This window comes from Paraburkholderia sp. CNPSo 3281, assembly GCF_024206515.1.
Taxonomy (GTDB): Bacteria; Pseudomonadota; Gammaproteobacteria; order Burkholderiales; family Burkholderiaceae; genus Paraburkholderia; species Paraburkholderia nodosa.
Map to the genome: position 1 here is coordinate 42,548 of NZ_JAMBPS010000021.1, position 22,977 is coordinate 65,524.

Genomic DNA, 22,977 nt, shown 5'->3' on the forward strand with positions numbered 1-22,977 from the left:
CGGTCGCCGCGGGGAGTGCTGATGGCCGGCAGTGTCTGCCTCGCCGCGGCCTTGCTTCAGCCCGCGGCGGGCGAGGCCGGTGCGAGCGCGGCGGCGAAGCAGTCGCCGTACTCGCCAGCGAGCCTGCCGCAGCGCGCGAAGGGCTACTACGAGCTGATGCAGGGCATCGACCACCTGAGCGTGCGCCGCACGGCGTCGGGCAACCTGATCCGTTTCAGCTATCGCGTGACGGACCCGGTGGCCGCGCGGCCGCTCGGCGAAAAGACCGCGACTGCCGTGATGTTCGGGCGCACGAGCCATGCGTTGCTCGAAATCCCGGTGATGGACAAGGTCGGGGCGCTGCGCCAGAGCGGTCCGCTGGAAACCGGTCAGGAGTACTGGATGGTGTTCTCGAACAAGGGCGGTCTGATCAAGGCCGGGGAGCGCGTCGACGTATTCGTGGGGTCGTTCCACGTCGACGGGCTGATAGTCGAATGATTGCGCAAGGGCTGTTCGTGCGCAGATGAAGAGGAGATGACTCATGAACCGCTTTCTTTCGCTGGCGATTCGGACCGCCTCGGTGGCGACGCTCCTGGCGAGCGCGCCCGTGGCGCTCGCGGGGTCTTCTGCGGCAAGCGCCCAGACTGCGGGTGCGGCGCACATGAGCGCCGCGCAGATCGTCGAGCGCAACGTCGCGGCGCGCGGCGGCCTGCAGGCGTGGCACGCGGTCAACGCGATGACGATGTCGGGGCAGCTCGAGGCGGGCGGCACGAAGAACACCAGGCTGCCCTTCACGATGACGCTCAAGCGCCCGCGCAAGAGCCGCATCGAGGTCCGTTTCAACGACCAGACGGCATTCCAGGTCTACGACGGCGCGCAGGGCTGGAAGGTCAGGCCGTTCCTCGGCCGCAATGAAGTGGAGCCCTACACGCCCGCGGAGGCCAAAGCGGCCGCATCGTGGGCCGAACTGGACGGTGCGCTCATGGATTATGCGGCGAAGGGTACGCGAATCGACGTGCTCGGCATGGAAATGGTCGAAGGCCATCGCGCGTATGTGCTGAAGCTGACGATGAAAGACGGCACATCGCGCCGTGTATGGATCGATGCGGCCAGCTTTCTCGAACTGAAGATCGACGGCGATCCGCGCAAGCTCGACGGCAAGATGCACAACGTCGCCATCTTCTATCGCGATTACCGCAAGGAGGGCGGCCTCGTCATGCCGCATACGCTCGAGACGGTTGTTGTCGGCGCGAGAGGCACGCACAAGCTGATCATCGACAAAGTCGCACTGAACCCGCAGGCAGACGACACGCTCTTTGCCAAGCCGCAGATCATGGTGGCGAAGGTGACGCACCCCGCGCCGGTCCTCGGCGCGAACCCGGGCCTGAGCCCGCGTCCGGCGGCGAGTACGAGCCCAGGCGCAAGTGCAAATGCCGGCGCGCACGCGAGCCCACGCCAGAGCGCAAGCCACTAGCCGCTGGGTGCCCCCATGAGGTTGACGGCCATGAAACCAGTCGCAGTATGGGTGCTCGCCGGCAGCGTTGCGGCGGTCGTGTTCGCGGGCGAGCAGATGCCCGCGCACGATCTGAGCACCGATGAGATCATCGAGAAGAACGTCGGGGCGAGAGGCGGGCTCGACGCGTGGCGCAAAGTCCAGACCATGATCTGGTCCGGTCACGTGGATAGCCCCAATGCACCTGCGCCGCATCTGCCGTTTGTCCTCGCCATGAAGCGCCCGAACAAGACACGCTTCGAGGTCACCGTGTTCAACCAGAAGTCCATGCGCGTATTCGACGGGAAACAAGGCTGGAGACTGGGCCCGAATGGCATGGGCAGCGCGACGCCGCGTCCGTATTCGATGGAGGAGGCGACCTCGGCGCGCGACGAGCAGGTGATCGACGGGCTCCTGATCGACCATGAAGCGAAGGGCATCACGGTCACGCTCGAGGGCAAGGATCAAGTGGGAGGGCGCGATGCGTATCGCCTTGCCGCGAAGCTGCCTTCCGGCGTGATCCGCCATGTGTGGATCGACGCTCAAACGTTTCTCGACGTGCAGGTCGACCACCAGGTGCGCACGCCGCGTGGGCAGTCGGTCGTCGTGGAGGTGAATTACAGCGACTTCAGAAGCGTCGAGGGGTTGCAGATACCGCTCGAGATCGAGAGCGGCGCAGCGGCGTCCGACAAAAAGGACAAGCTGACAATCGACAAGGTGTCGCTCAATCCGGCGCTGGACGATGGAATCTTCACGAGGCCCGCGGCGCCGCAGATGCACCGCAAATCGGTTTCGATCGACGTCGATGCCTCGCCGGCGCTGCCTGGCGCCGGACATCCGTCGCCCTGACCATGAATCGCGTCGCAAGCGGGCCGGCAGGCCGCACACGGACACCGTCGCTGGCGGCGCGATGGCTTGCTCCATGCGCGTTGCTCGCCGCGCTGATCATGCCCGTGCGCGAGGCGCGCTGCGCGCCTGCCGCGCCGCCGGTCGCGACGTCGAGCGTCGGGCAGGCCCTCTATCAGCAGGGCGTACTGGGTTCGGGCGAAGCGCTCGAGGCGATGCACGACGGAGGCGTGCGCCTGCAAGGCGCTGCCGCGGCCTGTGTGAACTGTCATCGGCGCAGTGGCCTGGGCTCCAGGGAGGGCAACAGCAGCATCCCGCCGATCACCTGGCGCTACCTCGTCGAGCCGCGCGCACAAAACCCGGAAGACGGCGACTTGCCATACGTTCCCGGAATGCGCGCCGAACGTGAACCGTACACGGAGGCGACGGTCGCGCGTGCCATTCGCGAAGGCATCGACTCCGAAGGCAAGCCGCTCAGCAGCCTGATGCCGCAGTACGCGCTGAACGACGCCGAGATGCAGGCGCTGATCGGCTATCTGAAACAGCTCGATCGGCGCAGGCCGACGGGCGTCACGGATACCGTGCTGCACTTCGCGACGATCATCACCCCCGATGCGGACCCGGTGAAACGCGCGGGCATGCTCGATGTGCTTACGCATTACTTCGCCGACAAGAACGTCTTTCCGCTCGGTGCGGTGCCGCCGTTGCGTGCGTCGCGCAAGATGATGTTCATGGTGAATCGCCGCTGGGAACTGCACGTGTGGGAGCTCAAAGGTCCGCCGGAGACCTGGCGCGGGCAGCTTACGCAGTTTCTGGCCCGGCAGCCTGTGTTCGCGGTCGTGTCGGGGCTCGGAGGGAAAAACTGGGCGCCGATTCACGACTTCTGCGAGCAGGAGGCCGTGCCGTGCCTCTTTCCCAACGTGGAGGTGCCGGTCGAAGACGATCGCGACTTCTATTCCGTGTACTTCTCGAAGGGCGTGCTGCTCGAGTCTGAGCTGATTGCGGCGCGCATTGTCGATGAAGCTGGCGCGCCGCCGCAGGCGCAGGGCACGAAAGAGGCGAACGCGCGGACGCACGTCTGGCAGGTCTATCGCACGGGCGACAACGGCGCACGCGGAGCGCAGTCGCTCGCCACGGCACTGGCGGCTCACGGCATTACGGTATCGAACCGCGCGCTCGCCGCCGGCGAGGGCGTTGCCAGTGCGATGCATGGAATACCGCGCTCGGATGTGCTTGTGCTGTGGCTGCGTCCGCCCGATGTTGCGGCGCTCGCGAGAATCCCTCCGGCGACGCATACGGTATTCATGTCGGGCCTCATGGGCGGGCTGGATAGCACCCCCCTGCCGACGAGCTGGCGTGGCGTCACGCGCCTTGCGTATCCGTTCGATTTGCCGGAAGGGCGGCGCGTGCGCGTCGACTACGCGTTCGGCTGGTTCTCGATCAGACAGATTCCGATGGTGGCTCCCCAGGTGCAGGCGGACACCTACCTTGCCTGCGGTCTGCTCGCCGAGACCCTGAGCCATATGGTCGATGCGTTCGTGAGGGACTATCTGGTGGAGCGGATTCAGGACATGCTCGAACGCCGCATCCTGACGGGCTACTATCCGCGCCTGACGCTGGCGCCGGGGCAGACATTCGCGTCCAAGGGCGGCTATATCGTCCGCTTTGCCGGGCCGGACCATATCAAGCTCGTGGCCGACGGGGACTGGATCGTGCCGTGAGATCGACTGCGTTTTGCGGGAGCGTGTCTCATGCATCTGCGCACTCACGACGGGAAGCTGGAATGGCTCAAATGCGACGCGTCTATTTTCTGCTGCCCACCCCACAGCGCGCACGGGCGGTCGTCGGCGAACTGCTGATGCATCGGGTCGAGTGGCGGCATATGCATGTCATCGCCAACGAGAATGTGTCGATCGACGGCTTGCCGCAGGCATCGCTCGCCCAACGCAGCGATCTGCTCGCTTCGCTGGCACGTGGCACTGCAGCAGGCTGTACGGCCGGATTGCTGATGGCGCTGGTTGCCCTTTTCTGTCCGTCCGAAGACGTTCGGATCGCCGGCGGCACTGTGGTGATCCTCACGCTTTCGGGCGCAGGATTCGGCGCAGGGGTAGCGGCGATGATCGGCGTCGAAATGCCGAATACGCGATTGAAGCGCTTCGAAGAGGCGATCCTTCGGGGCGAGCTTTTGATGATGATCGACGTCCCGAAGGAGCGCGTGGAGGAGATCGAGCAGATGATCGAGCTTCACTGTGCCCAGGCGCACAGCGAGGGAACGGGCAAGACCATTCCCTTGTTCCGGTGACGTGCGCCGGCTCGGAGTCGACACCGGTGGGAGGGCATAGGACGCAGCACCCCTGCAAGTGTTCGCGTTCTATGTCGCAGAGGGCGTCCGGCCGACTGTACTGGTCCCCAGTCGGCCGGTTCGCTATGCATGCCGTTTGGGGCGCGCAATCAGGCGATCAGCTGGCCGCGAGAAGTTGCTTGTAGCGCGCCAGCACGCGCGGAACGTACAGACGTGTTTCCGGCAGCGACGGCACACGATAGCCGGCGCGAATCACCGCGTTCTCACCGGCGTTGTAGGCGGCCAGCGTGAGTTCTACATCGTCCTTGAACAGATCGAGAAGAAAGCGCAGATAGCGGGCGCCGGCCAGCACGTTGTCTCGCGGATTGAACATGTCGCCCTGCGAGAATCGCGCGGCGGTGTCCGGCATCAACTGCATCAATCCCAGCGCGCCTTTCTCCGACACCGCCTTCGGGTTGTATCCCGACTCGATGTCGATCACCGCGCGAAGCAGTTCGGGTTGAACGCGAAAGGAGCGGCTCGCTTCATCAATCACGTCCGCGTACAAGGGAGAGTCGGCGCCGCCTGGTGACTTGCGGGACTGGCGCCTGGCGCCTGGTGCGGCAATCGGCTCGCCCGCAACGATCACCTTCAATCCGGGCTTGCCCCGCACGTTCGTCAGAACGATCGCTCCGTCGCTGCCGACCGTGCCAAAAATTTGCGCGCAGGCCGTTTCCGGCAACACCGCACCGAGCATCGCGAATGCGGCAATGATCGCGTTTCCGAAGCTGGATGAAGGGTGGCAATGCATTGTTTTTTCTCCTGCACCTGAATTGTGGTGGAAGAAAAAACCGCTCGGCAATGGGGCACCTCCCTACACTTTGAGACGCGAAAGAGCGGCAAAAAAGCCCATTGCAAAAACTTAACATTCGAAACAAATGGTAAGAGACGGTAATCAACGGAAACAACTCAGCCGTCATGCACAGTGTCTTCGTTCTTCTCACTGGATGCAATTTTTATGGAACAATTTTCATCCAATGATAAAAATGAACGAGTTTCCCCTATCCATTGCGATAGCTAACCTTCTGGAGATTTCAAAAGGGTTCGAATTTGAAACATTTTTGGGTGCTTGATGCGCTCCCGAAATGACCCGGCAAGTGGAGACGCGCGCCGTTGCGTGCTCTGCGGGAAGTGGCGTGAACCTTGCGGTGGGCAGGCGTACACAGTACCCCGAAAATAACATAAAGCTAACAGTTAGGAATTCGAATGTAAAGAGTGAAAGCTTTGCGGAAGGAAAGAATTTTCGTCAAATAGTGAATGCGGTAATGACGGCCGAGGGCACGGGCACTGGGAGACAAGACGTGAATACCAAATGTCGCGTTGTAATCGCAGAGGATCACGATCTGCTGCGAAATGGTCTACGTTCGATGTTGTGTGCGCAAGCCGACTACGACGTCGTCGGCGAAGCGCGGGACGGCAAGGAAGCCTGCCAGCAGGCGATGACGCTCGCCCCCCATCTGATCCTGATGGATCTGTCGATGCGGGGGATGAACGGTATCGACGCCAGCGCGACAATCAAACGGCGATCGCCGGGCATACGGATCATCGCGCTCACAGTGCATCAAAGCGAGGAGTACGTGAGGGAAGCGCTGCGTGCTGGCGTAGACGGTTACGTGCTGAAAGACGTCTCGTTCGAGGAACTGCTGGTCGCGATGCGCTCAGTCATGCAGGGAAAGAAACATCTGAGCGCAGACGTGTACGGCTACATGGTCGACTCGTTCGTCAGCGGCCGCGAAGCGCCCGCGCCGAAGCATGCCTGGGACGTGTTGACGGCGCGCGAGCGCAGCGTGCTCAAACTGATCGCGGAAGGACGCACCAACCGGCAGGTCGGACAATATCTGAACCTGAGTCCGAAGACGATCGAGAAGTATCGCGCGAGCATGATGCACAAACTCCATATCGCCAACCTGACCGAACTGGTTCTCGTCGCGATGAGCATGGGTTTGCTGACCTCGCTCGCCGCCAAGTGCGCTGAGCCGAACGTTGACGATGCGCACTTGCCGGAACGCACCGATCCGGCTCCGGGCTCGGGCCCAGGAGGCGAACTGCCCGAATACCGCCTGGGCGAAACGGGAACCTGAGTGCGACGAAGGCTTCACTAGCGCGTCCAGCTCGCGCAGACGCGCGTACCGGTCGCGGCGGACGACCCGATCGAAAACGCGCCGCCGTGCATCTCCACGCGGTGCTGCATGCCGATGAGGCCCAATCCGGTCGAATAGGCGTCTTCTGTAGCGAACGGGTGGTTCTCGTAGCCGATGCCGTTGTCCTGAATCGTCAACAGCAGGCCGCCCGCGTCACTCCGCAGGCTGAGGGAAATTTCCGTCGCCTCGGCATGCTTGACGGCATTGTTCAGCGCCTCCTGAGCGACTCTGAACATGTCCGCTTTCAGATGCTCGGGTACGTCCTTGTCCGCGACATCGCAGTCGAACAAGACTGAGATCGCCTCCGTGCCATGTTCGATGCGCCGGCACAGCGAACCCAATGCTGCGGGCAGCCCCAGCTTGTCCAGCATGAGCGGCCTCAGTTCACCGCATATCTGCCGCACGTCGCCGATCGTTTCGCGGACCCTGAACACGGTCGCATCCAGCAGCTGTACCGCATCGTCGACCTGCCCGCGGCGTATGCGCATCAGTGCGTCCTCTGTCATCAGTTTGACGAGGGTTAGCGCCTGGCCGAGGCCGTCGTGCAACTCCGCAGCAAGACGCTGGCGTTCCTTCTGCTGGCCCATCATCAGATACATCTGGCACATCCGCTCGCTTGCATCGAACGTGTCGGCCGGGTCGGCAGACCTGGGCTCGAAGATCAGCGGCTCTTCGAAAAGCGTCAGCAAGACGCGCGCCTCCATCTGTTTCGTGGGGACCCATTGCTGATGCAGCGCCAGCCGCGTTGGATGACCCGTTCGGCCGGTGAGGACGGCGCTGAACGAATGAAACTCGCGAGCCTTGCTCGCGGACAATTCGTCTGCCAGGTCGCTATGAGAGTCGTCGGGCGCGAGGTCGGCGAGACCCTTGCCGACGAGCTCGGCGCTCGAATAGCCGAGCAGCGCGGCGGCGCTGCGGTTTGCCGACACGAAGGTCCCATCGGGCGTGAGAATCGCGAGCGCTGCGCCGCGCGCGTCGGTGACGACGCCGGCGTCGGGTTGGCTGGCGTAGGCCGCGCTGCGAAGTTTGCGCATTGCTTCGATCAGATCGAGCAATCTAACCTGCGGTCCCCCTGGCTGGCTTTCATCCATTGGAGCTCCCCGATGCGTCGAAATAATCAAATCGTAAGACTATCGGGATTGTAGGCCGTGGTCGACGCAAGCTGCAACGGGGAATTTGTGGGGTCGTAGTGTGGGGACACCCCCCATTGCACGGTGCGGGTTTTCCATCAAGCGGGCATACCCTACCGCCGTTTGGGGTCCCTCATCCAATGACGCTTGTAGGCAAATTCATGACACTGAACTTGCGAGGAAGTGAAAGCGCCGCAACCTGCGCATCGCTAGAAGCGACCTTTTTCCTCATTTCTGGAGACCGGTATGAACAGGACTGCAAAATTAAGGATCGGGGTGCTGACGGGCATGGCGCTCGCGGCAACGGCGGCATGGTGCGCACCTTCCGACGACGCTGCGGCCGTTGCCGATCCTCACATGCATCATCACATGATGGCGGGCATGACGACGCGCACGACGGCACAATACACGCTGCCTTCGGTCGACCTCGTGCGCGATGACGGCAAGACTGTTTCGCTCGTCGACGAGTTGAACGATGGTCGTCCGGTGATCGTGACCTTCATCTATACGACCTGCACGACGATCTGCCCGATGACCAGCCAGACGCTGGAGAAATTTCAGAGCGATCTGGGCAGCGACCGGGACAAGGTCCATATCGTCTCGATCTCGATCGATCCGGAAGAGGACACGCCTGCGCGCCTCAAGGCCTATGCGGCCAGGTTCGAAGCCGGCCCCGAGTGGCAGCACTACACCGGCACGGTCGAGGCGAGCATTGCGGCGCAGCGCGCGTTCAACGTCTATCGGGGCGACAAGATGAATCACACGCCGGTTGCCTTCCTGCGCGCCGCGCCGGGCAAGCCATGGCTGCGCATCGACGGCTTCGCCACGCCGTCGGAACTGCTCGCCGCCTATCACGACGTCGTCGCTTCCAACTAGGCCTGCAGCGTCCCGCAAGGAGCGACGAAATTGGAAAAACGACATCGTGTGCTGATTGCCGAGGACCAGCATCTATTGCGCAGCGGCCTGTGTCGCATGGTTTCCGAACTGGACGACTGCTGCATCGTCGGCGAGGCGAGCGGCGGGCTCGAAGCTCATCGCCTCGCCAGGGAGACGCTGCCCGATCTGATCCTGATGGATCTGACGATGCCCGGCGGCAGCGGCTTCGAAGCGATCACCGCCATCAAGCGCGAGTCCCCGCGCGTCCGGATCATCGTCCTCACCGTTCACTGGAGCGAAGACCATGTGCGGGAGGCGTTCGCCGCGGGTGCCGACGGCTACGTGGTCAAGGACGCGTCGTTCGATCAACTGGTCCGGGAAATGCGCTTCGTGATGCAGGGCAAGCGCGCGGCCGGCGCGAACCGGATCAGTGCAGGGGCGCACGGATCGCAGGAGGACATCGCGCACAAGGCGCAGCTCTGGAACGCGTTGACGGGCCGCGAACGCACGGTGTTGCGGCTCGTGGTCGAAGGGCACACCAACCGTCAGGTTGGCGCGTGCCTGAGTCTCAGCCCCAAGACCATCGAAAAGCATCGCGCGAACCTGATGCGCAAGCTCGGCATCAGGAACCTGAATGGCCTCGTGCGCATTGCGATCGACATGGGCGTGCTGTCGTTGCCCGACGACGAACATGTGTGAAATCCCTCCAGACGGGAAGTTGCAACTGGAGGGTCTTTACCCATGTCTTTGGACGGCACTCCCTACTTCTTGCCCGTATCGACCTGAACAAAAATGCATTCAACGGCTTCAGCGGCGCTGAAGCGGTGAGTCGATACAGGGGGGAGCCGTGCATAGCGAATCGACCTCTTTCCAACCCGGTGTGCAGATGCCCGAGCCAGAGGCGCCGCGGCATTGCGCCGGTTTTGCGGCACCGGCACGCACGTATGCGCGGCGCGGCTTCACGCTGCTCGAACTGCTCGTCGTGATGGTCATCATCGGCTTGCTGGCCGGTCTCGTTGCGCCCCGATATTTCGAACAGGTCGGCAAGTCGAACGTCAAGATCGCGCGTGCGCAGATCGTGTCGCTCGGCCAGGCGCTCGATCAATACCGGCTCGACGTCGGCGCGTATCCGACGACCGAAGAAGGCCTGGAGGCGCTCGTGGAGAAGCCGCAGAATGCCGCGCACTGGAGCGGGCCGTATCTGCAGAAGGCGGTGCCCGTGGATCCGTGGGATCGCGCGTATCAGTATCGTTCGCCGGGCGAACACGGCGACTACGACCTGTATTCGCTCGGCAAGAACGGGCGCGGTGACGGCGCGGGCGAGAACGTCACGATCTCGTCGTGGTAGGGGCGCGCGGCGGGGCCGCCGCGCCGCTGGTGGGTTGTCTGCAAGGAGAGTCGACGTGAAGTACGTGCTGCGTGTCTTCGATACGAATGGCTCGGTCCAGACGCTTCGCATCGACAGCGAAACGCCCGCGGCAGCCACGGCACTCGCGCGTTCCCGCGGTCTGCGCGTCGTCTCGGTGCGCGCCGAGGGCGGCCGTCGGCGGCATCGTGCGAACCGGCTGGGGATTCCCGGAGGCCGGTTCAACGTCGAGCTCTTTGCGCGCGAGCTCGCCGCGCTGCTCGATGCGGGCGTGGGTGTTGTCGACGCGTTGCGCACGCTTGGCGGCAACGAGCGCCGCGAGACGTCGGCGCAAGTGTATCGCGACCTCTTGCGCCAGCTCGAAGAAGGGCACTCGCTATCCGCGGCGCTCGAGCACGCAAGCCATATCTTCCCGCTGGTTCTGGTCGCGTGCGTGAAGGCGAGCGAGCAAACCGGCGGTCTCGCCGACAGCCTCACGCGTTACTCGCGCAACAGCGCGACGCTCCACGAGCTGCGTGCACGCGTGGTGTCCGCGGCCATCTATCCGACGGTCCTGCTGTTCGTCGGCGCGGCGGTCGTTCTGTTCCTGCTCGGTTTCGTGGTGCCGCGCTTCGCGAGCCTGCTTGAACACAGCGGGCGCGAGTTGCCGCTGCTGTCGCGCATGCTGATGGCCTGGGGCGGGTTGGTACACGCGCACGGGTCCGGGCTGTCCGTGAGCGTCGCGGTGCTGGCCGTGGCGACCGGCTTCGCGTTGCGCCGCCCGTTCGTGCGTAACTGGATCGCCGATCGCATGCTGGCACTGCCCGGTATCGGGCGACACTTTCGCGTGTTTCGCCAGTCGCAGTTCTATCGCACGACGGCCATGCTCGTCGACGGCGGCATTCCCGCCGTGAAGGCCTTCGACCTCGCACAGGGCCTCGTTGGACGAGCTGACCAGACAGCGCTCGCGGGCGCACTGCACCAGGTTCGCAACGGCGCGAAGGTTTCGGACGCGTTTCAGGAGGCAGGGCTCGCCAACGCGATCGCGTACCGCCTGTTGACGGTGGCCGAGAAGACAGGCGGTCTCGGCCCCGTGCTCGACCGCATCGCGGCGTTCCAGGAGGCGCAGGTGTCGCGCACGATCGATCTGATTTCGCGCTTGATCGAGCCCGCGATGATGATCTTCATCGGCGTGGTGATAGGCGGCATCGTGGTGCTGATGTACATGCCGATTTTCGAAATTGCGTCGAGCATTCAGTAGACCGAATCGGGGAAGCGCGTGGATACACTCATCGCCCAGCCGGATGGCACACAAGCCGAAGCGCGCGCAGATCTGCGCGACGCACTGAGAGCGCTCGGCGAGCGGCATGGTTCCGGCATTCGCGCGCTCGAAGAGCTGATGGCGCAAACCTCGCTCAGCGCGGACGAACTGCGCGTGCAACTGGCAGCGCTGTTCCGCATGAAGTCGATCGGTATGCGCGAGCTGAATCAGCTCGAACCGGATTTCGAAGTGGTTTCGTTCGTCGAAGCGACGACTCGCCTCTGCGTGTGCTTCCACGATCCCGACGCCAATCACGGGCTGCTGTTCGCGATCGCCGATCCGCTCGATGCGCGCACGCGCGGCTGGATCGAGCATCGGATGCGCTCGCAGCCGGGCGTGCCGTATAGCTGGGCGCTCGCGAGCGCGGGAGACATCAATGCGTATTTGACCGTGCGCGAAAAGGACGTGCGCGCGATGGACTCCCTCGCGTTCGACGACCCGATCCAGAACACAGTCGATCCGGCCTCGCTGGCGTTGACGCTGCAGGGCATCAGCAGCGACGACAGTCCTGTGGTCAGACTCCTCAACTCGACGATCTACGACGCGCTCAAGATGATGGCGAGCGACATTCACCTCGAATGCCGCGCGAACGGCCTGATGATCAAGTGCCGCCTAGACGGCGTGCTCACCGTGGTCGGCCGTGCCGAGGGTCGCGACGTCGCGGACCAGGTGCTCTCGCGCGTGAAAGTGATCTCCGAGCTCGACATCGCCGAGCGGCGTGTGCCGCAGGACGGCCGTTTCAAGGCGCAGTACGCGGGGCGTGAAATCGACTTCCGCGTGTCGATCATGCCGAACCAGTTCGGCGAGGATGCGGTGCTGCGGATCCTCGACCGCTATCAGCTATCGCAATCGGCGGGCGGCCTGACGCTCGAGGCACTCGGCTTTCAGGAGGGCGATACGCGCTTCATGCGCAAGCTCGCGTCGATGCCATACGGCATGCTGCTCGTCACGGGGCCGACCGGCAGCGGCAAGACGACGACGCTCTACGCGATTCTCACGGAAATCAACAACGGTCTCGAGAAGATCGTGACGATCGAGGATCCGGTCGAATACCAGCTGGGCGAAATCCTGCAGATCCCGGTGAACGAGGCGAAAGGGCTCACGTTCGCACGCGGACTGCGCTCGATTCTGCGGCATGACCCGGACAAGATCATGGTAGGGGAAATCCGCGATCCGGAAACGGCGCAGATCGCCGTGCAGGCCGCACTGACCGGGCACCAGGTATTCACGACCGTGCACGCGAACAACGTGTTCGACGTGATCGGCCGGTTCACCAACATGGAGGTCGACCCGTACAGCTTCGTTTCCGCGCTCAATGGCGTAGTCGCGCAGCGCCTGTTGCGGCAATGCTGCCCGGACTGCGTGACCGAAGACAGGATCGACACGGAAACGCTCATGCGCTCGGGCATCGACCCGGACGCAGCGGGCGGCTACCTCTTCCGCCGCGGCGCCGGCTGTGGCGCCTGCCGTGGCAGCGGCTATCGCGGACGGCGTGCGATCGCCGAGGCGCTGCGCATGAACGACGAACTTCGGCAACTGCTGTCGGAGCGCGCGCCGCTCGGTCACATCAAGGCTGCGGCGATGCGCTACGGCATGCAGACGCTGCGCGTGGCCGCAATCGATCTGGTGAAGCGCGGCGAAACGACACTCGAGGAGATCAATCGTGTCACGATGGTCGAATAGTCCGGTTGCGATCGGAGTCGGCACACGCGAGATCGTCGTCGGCGCACGCGCGCCCCGGCTGTGGCGCACCCGCAAGCATCTGCCACCAGCGGAGCCCGCCAGCTTCACGATTCCCGATGACCAGTACGGTACCGAGTCGGGTCTGCTCGACGCGCTGCGCGCGGCGCTCGTCACCACGCCCGGCGCCGATGCAGGCGATGCGGATGAAGCGGCGCCCCGCGAGGCGAAGCCGTCGACGCGCAACGCGCATGTGGTGCTGGACGACTTCTGGGGCATCCACGCGATATTGCGCGGCGACTTCCGCACGCTGCGGGCGCGCGAGCTCGAAGAGGTCGCGCTGGCCCATTTCACCGACACCTACGGGATCGACGGCGCCACGCTGCTAGTGCGCTTTTGCGTGCAGCAGGGCGGCCGTGCGCTGTTTGCGAGCGCCATGTCCCGCGCGCTTCATGACGGCATTCATGAGGTCGGTGCCTCCGGACATGTGCGGATTTCGCGCCTGAAACTGGGACTGCCCGAAATGCTCAATTGCATCGACGTGGCGGCGGGCGGCGACGCACTGCTGATGTTCGTCGCCGAGGAGCTGATGCAGGCCGTGATGATCGAGCGGCGCGGCTGGGCCGCCTACGATGCGCAACGCCTGTTTCCCGGCGACGCGGGCAATGCGTCACGGCTTGCCGAACTGGCCGAGCAGCTGTTCGAACGCTCGGCGACGCGAGCGGGCCTCAAGCGGGACGACTGCACGATCTATCTGTTCGGCAACGACACCGACCCGGCGCCGTTCGAAGCGCGCTTTGCGGCTGCGATCCGGCCGGCACAGCCGGCGACGGACAACTCGCCCGCGCGGCGCTTGATGGAGTATGCGCAATGATCCAGGTCCTCGATATCGACTTCGGCAGGCGGCGCGCACGCACCGGGACGAGCGGCCTGATCCTGCTGTGCGTCGCCGTTCTGCTGCTGCTCGCGTGCGGCGCGCGGCTCTGGCGTGCGTATGCCGAGAACGATCGCGTGCAGGCGCAGCTCGACGCCATGCGCCATCCGACGTTCGCGCAGAGACACGCGGTGACGCCGCCGCCCACACCGGCCGCCAGGCTGGCGGAAAAGCAGAGCCTGTCGATACTGCGCGAACTGACCGTGCCGTGGCAAGACCTCTTTTCGATCGTGGAGGATTATCCGGACCATGACGTCGCGCTGATCGGCATCGACCAGAACCCTGCGCAGAGCCAGATTCGCATCACGGCCGAAGCGAAGAATATCGACGCGATGATCGCGTACCTGAAGTATCTGCAGACGAGCGTGCTGCTTCGCGAGGCCGTGCTCAACGATCACCTGGTCGAGAACAATGTGCCGGGCAAGCCGGTTCGTTTCCAGATCACCGCTGTCTGGAGGAAGTCATGAATGTGGACCAGTTGCGCGACCGGCTGCTGACACTGCGGTTCGAGCTGCGGCGCCTGTTCGGCCTGCCTGGATTCGTCGGTATCCTGATGATTGGCGCGGCGGCCCTCATGTGCGCCGAGATTTCCAGCGTGGAAGCCGATACGAAGGAGATGCGGGCCCCGGCTCATGTCGTCCAGGCGGCCAGGACGCGCCATGCAGCTGGCAAGCACGATGCGCAAGTCGATGCGATAGCGCTCGAGGCGTTGCCGGAACTGTTCCCGCACTTTTCTCAAAGTGCGGATGATATCGCGTCCATATTCGAGCAGGCCCGCGGCAGCAATCTGACACTCGGGTCTGCCGAGTACCAGGTGAGCACGGATGCGGGCGCGCGCTTTACCCGCTATCAGGTGATGCTGCCCGTCAAGGATCAGTACGGCGCGATCAGGCATTTCCTTGCACTGGTGCTCAACAAGGTGCCGAATGCAGCGCTACGGGAAATCCATGTGGAACGTCCCGCGGTGGACGGCAATATTCTCGATGCGCGGGTGCGCATCGAACTGATTTACCGGAGCGCCCAGCCATGAGACCCGCTCTGCCCATGCGTGTGCTGCTGGTGTTTTGCGCAATCGCGGCCGCCGGGGCAGGGTATCGCGTGCTGGTCGCGGCACGCCAGATGCCGGCGCAAGTCGCCGCGCTCGACAGCCAGCATCGCAACGACGCGCACGCGCGGCCAGATGCCAGGCGCCGCACGCACTCGTCCGAGGCGGCCGCGAAGGCTGCGCCAGCGTCTGCGGCGCAGGCCTCAGCGTCTGCGGCGGCCCATGCCAGGCTACTTTCGTTGCGCGCGCCGCTTTCCCTCGAATCGGCCCACGATCCCTTCACGGCGTCTTCGTGGCTTCCGCCGCCGCCCGTCGAAGTGCCGGCCGCGCCGGTGCGGCCCGCGCCGCCCACCGCGCCGCCCGTGCCTTTCGCCTACGTGGGGCAGCTCGATGCAAAGGCGGCGAAGCCGCAAGTCTTTCTCAGCAGCGGAGACCAGTTGCTGATCGTGTCGCCGGGCGACGTGATCGACAACCAGTACCGCGTCGAGTCGGTGTCGGAGTCGGACGTCGTGTTGACCTATTTGCCGCTGCACGAAAGACAGGTGGTCGCCATTCCACGAGAGGACAAGTAAATGAAAACCTCACGCACACGGGGTGCGGGCCGCGATGGAGACGGCGGCCCAGCAGCACGCCTCTCGCCTGTCATCCGGTTGCCCGCTCCGTGCCCGGACGCGATACAGGCCGCGAGAAGACGGGCGCTGGCCATTGCCGTGTCGGTGCTCGCCTTTAGCGGCTGCATGCACGTCCCGAACGTTCATGACGATCCGACCGATGCCCAGGCGAAAGTCGACTATTTGAACCAGCGCAACGCTCAGGTCAACACGCTGCTCGACCAGGCCGATCAGTACCGCAAGAACTACCAGTTCGACGAAGCGATCCGCAATCTCTTCCAGGCGTACGACATCGATCCGACCAATGAGCGCATACGCAAGATCGGCTTGCAGATCGATCAGGACCGCAAGGATCTGGCCATCCTGCAGGAGGCCGAACGCATGATGAAGCGCGGCGCGTATGCGCAGGCGGCCGAGCGGGTGCACCGTGTGCTGGTGGAGAACCCGACCAACACCCTTGCGCAGCAGATGCAGACGGAACTCAACGCCCAACTCAGTCAGCAGCGGGCGGATCGCGATGACAAGCTTGCGGCTTCGTCGATCATGCAGAAGCCCGTGACGCTGCAGTTTCGCGACGCGAACGTGCGCATGGTGTTCGAAGCGCTGTCGCGCACCACGGGATTGAACGTGATCTTCGACCGCGACGTCCGCGCCGATCTGAAGACGACGATCTTCGTGACGAACGCGTCGGTGCAGGACACGGTCGACATGATCCTCATGCAGAATCAGCTCGACAAGAAGCAGCTCAACGCGAACACGCTTTTCATTTATCCCGCCACGCCCGCCAAGCAGCTCGAATATCAGGAACTCAAGGTGCGCACGTTCCAGTTGTCGAACGTCGACGCCAAGCAGATCCAGCAGTTGCTCAAGAGCATTCTGAAGGTCAAGGAAGTCGTGATCGACGAGCGTGCGAATACCGTGACGGTTCGCGGCACACCCGACACGATCAAGGTGGCCGAGGAGATGATCGCCGCGCAGGATTTGCCGGATCCCGAGGTGATGATGGAGGTCGAGGTGCTGGAGGTGTCGCACGAGCGCCTCACCGATCTGGGTATCGACTGGCCTAATTCGTTCACGATGTCGACCCCGAGCACCGCGACGACATGGGGCCTGCTGCATCATCTGACGATCAATGAACTGAATGTCAGCAGCCTCTCGGCCACGGCGAACTTCAAGCTCACCGATACCGACGCGAATCTCCTTGCGAGCCCGCGCATCAGGACGCGCAACAACGAGAAGGCGCGCATCATGATTGGCGATAAGGTACCGGTGATTTCGAGTTCCAGCACGCCGAGCACGAGCGGCCCGTCTTATACGCAAATGATTCAGTACCTCGATGTCGGCATCAAGCTCGAGGTGCAGCCACGGGTCTATCGCGATGGCGACGTCGGCATCCAGCTGAATCTCGAAGTCAGCAACATCACGAATACGATTTCGAGCAGCAATTCAAACGGCCTGAATTCTCTCGCCTATCAGATCGGAACGCGCAGCGCCTCGACGAGTCTGCGCTTGCGCGATGGCGAAACGCAGATTCTCGGCGGCCTCATCTCGGACGAAGACCGTAGGAATGCCAACAAGGTGCCCGGTCTTGGCCAGTTGCCGGTGCTGGGGAGGTTGTTCTCCAACCACCAGGGCGACCACGTCAAGACGGAGATCGTCTTGCAGATCACACCGCACATCGTCCGGCCGCAGCTTGCCGCCGATGCGGATACGCAGGAATTGTGGTCGGGCACCGATGTCAATGTGCACGCCGATCAGCTTCGGCTCGACCCCGTCGTGGCGAACGCGGCGACGTCCGTGGCGCCTCCGGTGAAGCCGATGCCAGGCATGGTCGGCGGCGGCACGGTTGGAGGGGCGTCTTCGCGAGGAGGCGCCGAGGCGTACCCCGCACTGCCGTCGCCTTCGAATGGCGCGTTCGGGCAGATGGCCCCGCCGCCGCGCACGACGCCGCCGCCCGAACCGTACGGTGGACGCTTCTCGCGAACGCCCACACCGCAAGCGGTTCCCGCGCCGCAGTCCGGCCAGAGCGCGGCGCCGGCGCCAGCCGAACCATCGGCAGCGGAGCAGGCGGGCGGCGAAGCTGCGGCCGCAGCGCCGCCGCCTGCGCCCGCAGCGCCTGCAACGTCCGCCGCACCGCCGCCGATGTTGACGATGCCGCCAGGCACCATGCCGAGCGATAACCCGCTTCGCCCGGTCGAGGGTGGGTACTGAGCCGTGGCTACCGGAAATAGCACGATGCGCTTGCGCGTCACACGCCAGCTCGATCAACGTGGATTTACGCTGATCGAGCTGGTGGTCACGCTCGCGCTCGTCGGCATTCTCGCGCTCGCGATCATGCCGTTTTCGGAACTGATGGTGCAGCGTCAGAAGGAGCAGCAGCTGAGCGACGCATTGCGCGAGATCCGTACCGCGCTCGACGCCTACAAGGAGGCGAGCGATACCGGTCTCATCGACAAGGATGCGGAAGCGTCCGGCTATCCGCCGACGTTGAGCGTGCTCGTGACGGGCGTAAAGAACGCCAGGGATCCGAAAGGCGGACTGCTGATGTTCCTGCGTCACGTGCCGCGCGATCCTTTCTTTAGCGGCGACCCGGACACGCTTGCCGAAGAGACGTGGAACGTGCGCTCTTATGGAGAGCCGCCGGATCAGGCAGCAGGCGGCGACCCGGGCATGAGCGGCGAACAGGCTGGCAAGGATGTGTTCGACGTGTCGTCGAAATCCGATCGCGTCGGCATTAACGGCATCCCGTACAAACAATGGTGACGATGCATCATGAAATCCGCTTGCACGCACAAGGCCCGCGGCTTCACGCTGATCGAACTCGTCGTCGTGATGGCCATCATCGGCCTGCTTCTGACAATAGCGGTGCCGCGCTATATGCACAGCATCGAACGCGGCAAGGAGCAGGTCAGGCAGCAGAACGTCGCGGTGATGCGCAACGCGATCGATCAGTACTACGGAGATAACGGCCAGTATCCTGAGACGCTCGACGAACTGGTGGCGAAGCATTACTTGCGCGCCGTCCCGGTAGATCCGGTCAATGGCGATGACAAATGGGCGGTGATTGCTTCGCCGGACGAAACCAGGCCGGGCGTCTACGACGTGGCGCCGGCGAGTGCTCCTCAGGGAGCGCCACCGCGCGCGGACGGGAGCGCCAAATGAGCCACTCGGCAGGCACGCGGCGCGTCGGCTCGCGCGCAAAAGCGCGGGCGCGGCGACGCTCGCGGCGGCGTGCCGCGCGTGAGGGCGGCCTCGTGCTGCTGACGCTCCTGATTGCGCTGATGCTGATGTCGATCGCATTGGCGGGCGCACTCGACGTGTGGTCGCTGCAACGCCGCCGCGAACAGGAGAAGCAACTGCTGTTCGCTGGCAACCAGTACCGGCTGGCGATTCTGCGGTATTACCGCGTCGGCCGCGCTTATCCCGCATCGGTCGACGAACTGCTCGACGACAAGCGGTTTCCCAAGTCCTTGCATCATCTGCGTTTTGCGTATCCGGATCCGATTACGGGCAAGAATGACTGGGTACCCATGCTGCAGGGCGATCGATTCTACGGCGTCTTCAGCCGGTCAGACGAGGCCACGATCAAGCGCGCAGGATTTCCGCGGCAATACGAGGATTTCGAGGGCGCGGAGACCTATGACGGGTGGAAGTTCCTGTTTCTGGCCCCGGGCCTGCGAACCGCACAGAGCAATGCTGGCGGCCTCGCCGCGCCTGGCAAATCGACCGGTTTTCCTGCGCTGTCTGGCTTCGATGGCGGTTTCCTGCCGGGGCAGCGGATGCCCGGGTCGCGGTAACCCGATCCTGCTCGCTAACGCGTTGCGATGGCGGCAACGAGCGAACATGCCGAGAACGTAAATCGCACCGCCTGACAGCGTGGAAAGCGCACCGGGCTGACCCAAGCGGAACAAGGCGAGAATCACGAGCGCGGCCGCGGTGAGCGTAGTACCGAAGAAGACCGCCATGAACGGCGACTTCACGATCTGCGTGTTGATCGTGTTCATCGCCGCTATGCCGGCTGCCGGTGGTGTGCGTGCGAACGACGCCATGAGTCCACGGGACGCACGTCGGCTCCTCACGCTGTTCAAAAGAACGCTTTCGACCGACCTGTCGATTCTGGGTGCATAGCGACGGCCGTCCAGAATCCGGGATCGCGCCAAAGCAGGGCGCGCCTGGCGAAGTCAAATGGCGGCGTTCGGCTAAAGCGAATCTATCCATGAAGCCACGGCGGCGTTCACGTCGTCCGGGCGGTCCTGCATGATCCAGTGACCCGCGTTGGGCCATGCTTGCACTTTCGATTTTGGGTGGGAGAACCACGGCCGCATGGCGTCGGCCTGGACTGGGTCGACACACAGGTGATAGAAGGGGACCTGCAAGCCTGCACAGAATCTTGCGCTCGCGTCTCCGATGCCTATCTGATCGTCGCCGAAGAACAAAGGGGCGAAGGATTCGCGAATGACGTGCAGCGGCATGCCTTGCAGCCGGATCGCGTGCCGACGCTTGTGAGCCGGATCGGTCGCGGGCCCGTAGACGCGCTGGAATAACGCGGCGGCGACGGCGCGAGGGTCGCCTGCGTTCAGTTCATGGGCCGTTTTGTCGAAGACTTCAGCGGCATCGCCCGAAAATCCAATTGCCCCGTCAACGGAGACGACGGCGCTGACCAGATCGGGCCGGCGCGCCGCGAGACGGGCTGCGATCTGGCCGCCCATCGAATGTCCCACGACGATGAATCGCTCGTTCGGGTAGCGCGTCACAATCAGCGCCTCGATGTCGGCAACATAGTCCTTGGGCGAATAAGCGCCGGACGGCGGAACCTCGGACGCACCGTGCCCGCGCAGGTCAACGGCGACGACGTGATACCTGCTCTCGAAGAAGGGCAATTGCCCACTCCAGTCCTGGGAATCGCAGGTCCAGCCGTGCAAAAACATCACGTTCTTCCCGGTGCCGCGGTCCGATGCAGAAAGTCGTGCAGTGGAGACGTTCGTTGGAACAGCGAAATCGGCTACATTGAGTAATGCCGAACTGCTCTGGACTGCTTCCATTCTGTATTCTCCGTGGTGATCGAGCCGATCGGGCGCTTTGCGCCCAGGCAGAGCCGTTCAGGCGCCAGGGCTCGAAGCAATATGCGTGATACTCATGGTATACGTTGGAGATCTACGGTCAATTACGCACCACGAAGTGCGTAGATATACAGGAGGATATCTGCATGGCTTGCGAGGTTGACGCAGTATTCTTTGCGGACTGTGCCGCGCGTTCGTTTTTCGATCAGGTGGCCAACAAGTGGTCGGTAATGATCCTGACGCTGCTCACGGAGAAGCCGACACGGTTCAATGAAATCAAGCGGCGGCTGGAAGGCATCACCCACAAGGCGCTCACGCAGGCCCTGCGGCGTCTCGAGCGCAATGGTCTGATTGCGCGCGAAGTGATCCATGCCTCGCCGGTGGCGGTCGAATATTCGATTACCGAATTAGGGCGCACGCTGCAAGTGCCGTTTGGCGCCGTATATGATTGGTCGATCAAGCATCTGGACGAGATTGAGCACGCCCGGGATGCCTACGACCGAAGGGAAGGTCAGTAACATCGATTAAACAGGATCTCTAAGAATCTGAGAAATGCGGTTCGCGGCCAACACATTCCACCAGAAATGCCATGACGGCCTTGACGGCCGGCGTGCGACGGAGGTCGGGATAGGTCACGAGCCAAAGCGGCGTTTCCTGCGGCGCCGCTGCGCCGCCGACCCTGACGAGTGCCGTGTCGCCATCGCCGATCATCGTCGGCAGGAGTGCGACGCCGACACCGTTTCGAGCCGCCGCCTGCTGGCCGATCACATCGCCTGTTTCGAATACGATGGGGCGCCCGTCGAGATAAGCGCGCAGCCAGCGCTGATGACTCACATGGTCCAGTGACGCGTCATAAGCGATGAACTCCCATTGCGGCGCGGGGCGCGAGGCGTAGTCATGGCTGGCATACAAGCCGAAGCGGATCGCCCCGATCCGCCGCGTGACCAGACTGCCTTCCTTGGGCTCGACCATCCGGATGGCAATGTCGGCGACACCGCGATCCAGTGGTGCGATGCCGGCGGCGCCTTCCATGACGATCTTCACAGTTGGGTTGGCTTCGCGGAACGCGCGCATGTGCTGCGCGATGCAATGGCTGCCGAGAGTAGGCGGCACGCTGATACGTACCGTGCCGGACAACGAGGAGGAAGCACGCAACGCATAGGCCTCGACCGCCAGCGCGCCTTCGACCATCGGTGCTGCCAGCGCGGCGATCGCTTTGCCGTCCTCGGTCAGGCGAACGCTGCGAGGCAGGCGATAAACAAGCTTCAACCCGAGTGCCGTCTCCAGCGACGCGACACGTCGCCCGATAGTCGCATGTTCGACCGACAGCGTGCCCGCGGCGCCGGAGAGCGTCCCCACGCGCGCGAGCACGACAAAGTAGCGTAGATCCTGCCAGTCGAACATGGCTATTTCCAGACAGAGTGTGTGAGCAAAGAGGGAATTCTCTTCTGAATGGGACCAGTCTAAGCTCGTTCGTCAAGGACGTCCGAAGGGGCGTTCATGGACTCAGGAGATTCGCTATGCATTACGAACTGACTACGCTGTCGTCGCACATTTTGAAGCTTCCGCAGGTGATCGCGAATGCGCAGACGTGGCTCGATCGTCCGGTGGCCACGGGACGCAGGCTCGGGGTCTGGACCTCGGAAAACGGCCGGCTCGGAAGCGTGCGCGTTCTGCGCGGCTTTGCCGATGCGGAAGAACTGGCGCGCGAACGGTACCGCGAGTTGCACCATCCCGATCCGTTCGGGGCCGCCAGCAGCGCGTGTACATTCGAGAGCGAGAGCTACGCCGGTTTTCCGTTCCTCCCGATTGTCGAGCCGGGAGTCTTCGGCAAGTATTACGAGTTCCGCACCTACTGGCTCAAGCCAGGCGGACTGACGCCGACCATCGAGGCATGGGAGGCCGCGATGCCCGAGCGCTCAAAGCGGTCGCCGCTGACACTCAACATGTATGCGCTCGATGGCGCGCCACGCATCACGCACATCTGGCCTTGGAACAGCCTCGATGAGCGCATCGCGATTCGCGCCAAATCGTTTGCCGACGGCATCTGGCCGCCGAAAGGCGGACCGGAGCAATTCCACGAAGCGACTTCCACGATCTGGATTCCGACCGTCGACTCGCCGCTTCGTTGACTTCGCCCGGTAGCTTGCCGATCGCGCTCTGTGTCGGGTTCGAT

The 22,977-nt window shown here is 63.6% G+C and carries 26 protein-coding genes; 22 read left to right on the forward strand and 4 right to left on the reverse strand.

Annotated elements, in window-relative coordinates:
- Nucleotides 1–21: 21 nt before the first annotated feature.
- The 5 genes from M3I56_RS20870 to M3I56_RS20890 all read left to right on the forward strand — a co-directional run bounded on the left by M3I56_RS20870 (nt 22) and on the right by M3I56_RS20890 (nt 4,619).
- Nucleotides 22–477: a hypothetical protein gene (locus tag M3I56_RS20870; protein ID WP_254355627.1), complete on the forward strand. Its 456-nt coding sequence runs from the start codon at nt 22–24 to the stop codon at nt 475–477.
- Nucleotides 478–520: 43 nt separating this feature from the next.
- Nucleotides 521–1,453: an outer membrane lipoprotein-sorting protein gene (locus M3I56_RS20875; RefSeq protein WP_254355628.1), complete on the forward strand. Its 933-nt coding sequence runs from the start codon at nt 521–523 to the stop codon at nt 1,451–1,453.
- 30 nt (nt 1,454–1,483) lie between these two features.
- The gene (locus tag M3I56_RS20880) at nt 1,484–2,320 is read left to right on the forward strand and encodes a hypothetical protein (protein WP_254355629.1); all 837 of its coding nucleotides are present in this window, start codon (nt 1,484–1,486) and stop codon (nt 2,318–2,320) included.
- 2 nt (nt 2,321–2,322) lie between these two features.
- A complete protein-coding gene (locus M3I56_RS20885; RefSeq protein ID WP_375541763.1) occupies nt 2,323–4,038 on the forward strand; it encodes a c-type cytochrome in 1,716 nt (571 codons plus the stop codon).
- Nucleotides 4,039–4,109: 71 nt separating this feature from the next.
- Nucleotides 4,110–4,619, forward strand: a complete 510-nt coding sequence (locus tag M3I56_RS20890; protein ID WP_254355630.1) for a DUF1269 domain-containing protein — start codon at nt 4,110–4,112, stop codon at nt 4,617–4,619.
- 157 nt (nt 4,620–4,776) lie between these two features.
- Here M3I56_RS20890 and M3I56_RS20895 read toward each other — a convergent pair whose 3' ends face one another.
- Complete coding sequence (locus M3I56_RS20895; RefSeq protein WP_375541765.1) at nt 4,777–5,409, reverse strand: lytic transglycosylase domain-containing protein; 633 nt, start codon at nt 5,407–5,409, stop codon at nt 4,777–4,779.
- Between the two features lie 550 nt (nt 5,410–5,959).
- On the opposite strand from M3I56_RS20895, the gene M3I56_RS20900 reads away from it, so the two are divergent.
- Nucleotides 5,960–6,739 carry a response regulator transcription factor gene (locus tag M3I56_RS20900; RefSeq protein WP_254355686.1) on the forward strand — a complete coding sequence of 260 codons (780 nt, stop codon included), beginning with the start codon at nt 5,960–5,962 and terminating at the stop codon, nt 6,737–6,739.
- Between the two features lie 17 nt (nt 6,740–6,756).
- On the opposite strand, the gene M3I56_RS20905 is transcribed toward M3I56_RS20900, so the two are convergent.
- Nucleotides 6,757–7,854, reverse strand: a complete 1,098-nt coding sequence (locus tag M3I56_RS20905) for an ATP-binding protein (RefSeq protein WP_309249175.1) — start codon at nt 7,852–7,854, stop codon at nt 6,757–6,759.
- Nucleotides 7,855–8,175: 321 nt separating this feature from the next.
- On the opposite strand from M3I56_RS20905, the gene M3I56_RS20910 reads away from it, so the two are divergent.
- From M3I56_RS20910 to M3I56_RS20975, 14 genes are all read left to right on the forward strand, one after another.
- Entirely contained in the window at nt 8,176–8,805 is a 630-nt protein-coding gene (locus M3I56_RS20910; protein ID WP_375541764.1) for an SCO family protein, read from the forward strand.
- A 30-nt stretch (nt 8,806–8,835) separates the two neighbouring features.
- Nucleotides 8,836–9,504, forward strand: a complete 669-nt coding sequence (locus M3I56_RS20915; RefSeq protein WP_254355632.1) for a response regulator transcription factor — start codon at nt 8,836–8,838, stop codon at nt 9,502–9,504.
- Nucleotides 9,505–9,691: 187 nt separating this feature from the next.
- Nucleotides 9,692–10,153 carry a type II secretion system major pseudopilin GspG gene (gene gspG, locus M3I56_RS20920; RefSeq protein WP_254355633.1) on the forward strand — a complete coding sequence of 154 codons (462 nt, stop codon included), beginning with the start codon at nt 9,692–9,694 and terminating at the stop codon, nt 10,151–10,153.
- 55 nt (nt 10,154–10,208) lie between these two features.
- Nucleotides 10,209–11,411, forward strand: a complete 1,203-nt coding sequence (locus M3I56_RS20925; RefSeq protein ID WP_254355634.1) for a type II secretion system F family protein — start codon at nt 10,209–10,211, stop codon at nt 11,409–11,411.
- A gap of 18 nt (nt 11,412–11,429) precedes the next feature.
- Nucleotides 11,430–13,154: a GspE/PulE family protein gene (locus M3I56_RS20930; RefSeq protein ID WP_254355635.1), complete on the forward strand. Its 1,725-nt coding sequence runs from the start codon at nt 11,430–11,432 to the stop codon at nt 13,152–13,154.
- Nucleotides 13,135–14,025, forward strand: coding sequence for a hypothetical protein (locus M3I56_RS20935; RefSeq protein ID WP_254355636.1), 891 nt, complete (start codon nt 13,135–13,137; stop codon nt 14,023–14,025). The genes M3I56_RS20930 and M3I56_RS20935 overlap by 20 nt, the downstream gene beginning before the upstream one ends.
- Entirely contained in the window at nt 14,022–14,552 is a 531-nt protein-coding gene (locus M3I56_RS20940) for a hypothetical protein (RefSeq protein WP_254355637.1), read from the forward strand. Before M3I56_RS20935 ends, M3I56_RS20940 begins: the two co-directional genes overlap by 4 nt.
- Nucleotides 14,549–15,115 carry a hypothetical protein gene (locus tag M3I56_RS20945; RefSeq protein WP_254355638.1) on the forward strand — a complete coding sequence of 189 codons (567 nt, stop codon included), beginning with the start codon at nt 14,549–14,551 and terminating at the stop codon, nt 15,113–15,115. Before M3I56_RS20940 ends, M3I56_RS20945 begins: the two co-directional genes overlap by 4 nt.
- Nucleotides 15,112–15,702: a hypothetical protein gene (locus M3I56_RS20950; RefSeq protein ID WP_254355639.1), complete on the forward strand. Its 591-nt coding sequence runs from the start codon at nt 15,112–15,114 to the stop codon at nt 15,700–15,702. The genes M3I56_RS20945 and M3I56_RS20950 overlap by 4 nt, the downstream gene beginning before the upstream one ends.
- On the forward strand, nt 15,703–17,952 hold the full coding sequence (locus M3I56_RS20955; RefSeq protein ID WP_254355640.1) for a type IV pilus secretin PilQ: 2,250 nt from the start codon (nt 15,703–15,705) through the stop codon (nt 17,950–17,952). It begins immediately after the preceding gene.
- 24 nt (nt 17,953–17,976) lie between these two features.
- Complete coding sequence (locus M3I56_RS20960; RefSeq protein ID WP_254355641.1) at nt 17,977–18,504, forward strand: type II secretion system protein; 528 nt, start codon at nt 17,977–17,979, stop codon at nt 18,502–18,504.
- 9 nt (nt 18,505–18,513) lie between these two features.
- Nucleotides 18,514–18,903 carry a type IV pilin protein gene (locus M3I56_RS20965; RefSeq protein ID WP_254355642.1) on the forward strand — a complete coding sequence of 130 codons (390 nt, stop codon included), beginning with the start codon at nt 18,514–18,516 and terminating at the stop codon, nt 18,901–18,903.
- Between the two features lie 95 nt (nt 18,904–18,998).
- A complete protein-coding gene (locus tag M3I56_RS20970) occupies nt 18,999–19,538 on the forward strand; it encodes a type II secretion system protein (RefSeq protein ID WP_254355688.1) in 540 nt (179 codons plus the stop codon).
- A 166-nt stretch (nt 19,539–19,704) separates the two neighbouring features.
- On the forward strand, nt 19,705–19,869 hold the full coding sequence (locus M3I56_RS20975; RefSeq protein ID WP_254355643.1) for a hypothetical protein: 165 nt from the start codon (nt 19,705–19,707) through the stop codon (nt 19,867–19,869).
- A gap of 71 nt (nt 19,870–19,940) precedes the next feature.
- On the opposite strand, the gene M3I56_RS20980 is transcribed toward M3I56_RS20975, so the two are convergent.
- A complete protein-coding gene (locus M3I56_RS20980; RefSeq protein ID WP_254355644.1) occupies nt 19,941–20,783 on the reverse strand; it encodes an alpha/beta fold hydrolase in 843 nt (280 codons plus the stop codon).
- 164 nt (nt 20,784–20,947) lie between these two features.
- Between M3I56_RS20980 and M3I56_RS20985 the strand changes: the two genes are divergently transcribed.
- Nucleotides 20,948–21,319, forward strand: a complete 372-nt coding sequence (locus tag M3I56_RS20985) for a helix-turn-helix domain-containing protein (protein WP_254355645.1) — start codon at nt 20,948–20,950, stop codon at nt 21,317–21,319.
- 19 nt (nt 21,320–21,338) lie between these two features.
- On the opposite strand, the gene M3I56_RS20990 is transcribed toward M3I56_RS20985, so the two are convergent.
- Nucleotides 21,339–22,205 (reverse strand): LysR family transcriptional regulator, encoded by an 867-nt coding sequence (locus M3I56_RS20990; RefSeq protein ID WP_254355646.1) that lies wholly within the window; start codon nt 22,203–22,205, stop codon nt 21,339–21,341.
- 116 nt (nt 22,206–22,321) lie between these two features.
- Here M3I56_RS20990 and M3I56_RS20995 point away from each other — a divergent pair, with 116 nt between their 5' ends.
- Complete coding sequence (locus tag M3I56_RS20995; RefSeq protein ID WP_254355647.1) at nt 22,322–22,933, forward strand: NIPSNAP family protein; 612 nt, start codon at nt 22,322–22,324, stop codon at nt 22,931–22,933.
- The last annotated feature ends 44 nt before the right edge of the window (nt 22,934–22,977 follow it).

Bases quoted from the DNA above. Each gene is read 5' to 3' on its own strand.
- M3I56_RS20990 (WP_254355646.1), bottom strand. From the start codon at position 22,205: ATGTTCGACTGGCAGGATCTACGCTACTTTGTCGTGCTCGCGCGCGTG.
- M3I56_RS20880 (WP_254355629.1), top strand. From the start codon at position 1,484: ATGAAACCAGTCGCAGTATGGGTGCTCGCCGGCAGCGTTGCGGCGGTC.
- M3I56_RS20955 (WP_254355640.1), top strand. From the start codon at position 15,703: ATGAAAACCTCACGCACACGGGGTGCGGGCCGCGATGGAGACGGCGGC.
- M3I56_RS20870 (WP_254355627.1), top strand. From the start codon at position 22: ATGGCCGGCAGTGTCTGCCTCGCCGCGGCCTTGCTTCAGCCCGCGGCG.
- gspG (WP_254355633.1), top strand. From the start codon at position 9,692: ATGCCCGAGCCAGAGGCGCCGCGGCATTGCGCCGGTTTTGCGGCACCG.
- M3I56_RS20940 (WP_254355637.1), top strand. From the start codon at position 14,022: ATGATCCAGGTCCTCGATATCGACTTCGGCAGGCGGCGCGCACGCACC.
- M3I56_RS20980 (WP_254355644.1), bottom strand. From the start codon at position 20,783: ATGGAAGCAGTCCAGAGCAGTTCGGCATTACTCAATGTAGCCGATTTC.
- M3I56_RS20985 (WP_254355645.1), top strand. From the start codon at position 20,948: ATGGCTTGCGAGGTTGACGCAGTATTCTTTGCGGACTGTGCCGCGCGT.
- M3I56_RS20950 (WP_254355639.1), top strand. From the start codon at position 15,112: ATGAGACCCGCTCTGCCCATGCGTGTGCTGCTGGTGTTTTGCGCAATC.
- M3I56_RS20945 (WP_254355638.1), top strand. From the start codon at position 14,549: ATGAATGTGGACCAGTTGCGCGACCGGCTGCTGACACTGCGGTTCGAG.
- M3I56_RS20965 (WP_254355642.1), top strand. From the start codon at position 18,514: ATGAAATCCGCTTGCACGCACAAGGCCCGCGGCTTCACGCTGATCGAA.
- M3I56_RS20960 (WP_254355641.1), top strand. From the start codon at position 17,977: ATGCGCTTGCGCGTCACACGCCAGCTCGATCAACGTGGATTTACGCTG.
- M3I56_RS20895 (WP_375541765.1), bottom strand. From the start codon at position 5,409: ATGCATTGCCACCCTTCATCCAGCTTCGGAAACGCGATCATTGCCGCA.
- M3I56_RS20890 (WP_254355630.1), top strand. From the start codon at position 4,110: ATGCGACGCGTCTATTTTCTGCTGCCCACCCCACAGCGCGCACGGGCG.
- M3I56_RS20875 (WP_254355628.1), top strand. From the start codon at position 521: ATGAACCGCTTTCTTTCGCTGGCGATTCGGACCGCCTCGGTGGCGACG.
- M3I56_RS20910 (WP_375541764.1), top strand. From the start codon at position 8,176: ATGAACAGGACTGCAAAATTAAGGATCGGGGTGCTGACGGGCATGGCG.
- M3I56_RS20995 (WP_254355647.1), top strand. From the start codon at position 22,322: ATGCATTACGAACTGACTACGCTGTCGTCGCACATTTTGAAGCTTCCG.
- M3I56_RS20975 (WP_254355643.1), top strand. From the start codon at position 19,705: ATGAACGGCGACTTCACGATCTGCGTGTTGATCGTGTTCATCGCCGCT.
- M3I56_RS20885 (WP_375541763.1), top strand. From the start codon at position 2,323: ATGAATCGCGTCGCAAGCGGGCCGGCAGGCCGCACACGGACACCGTCG.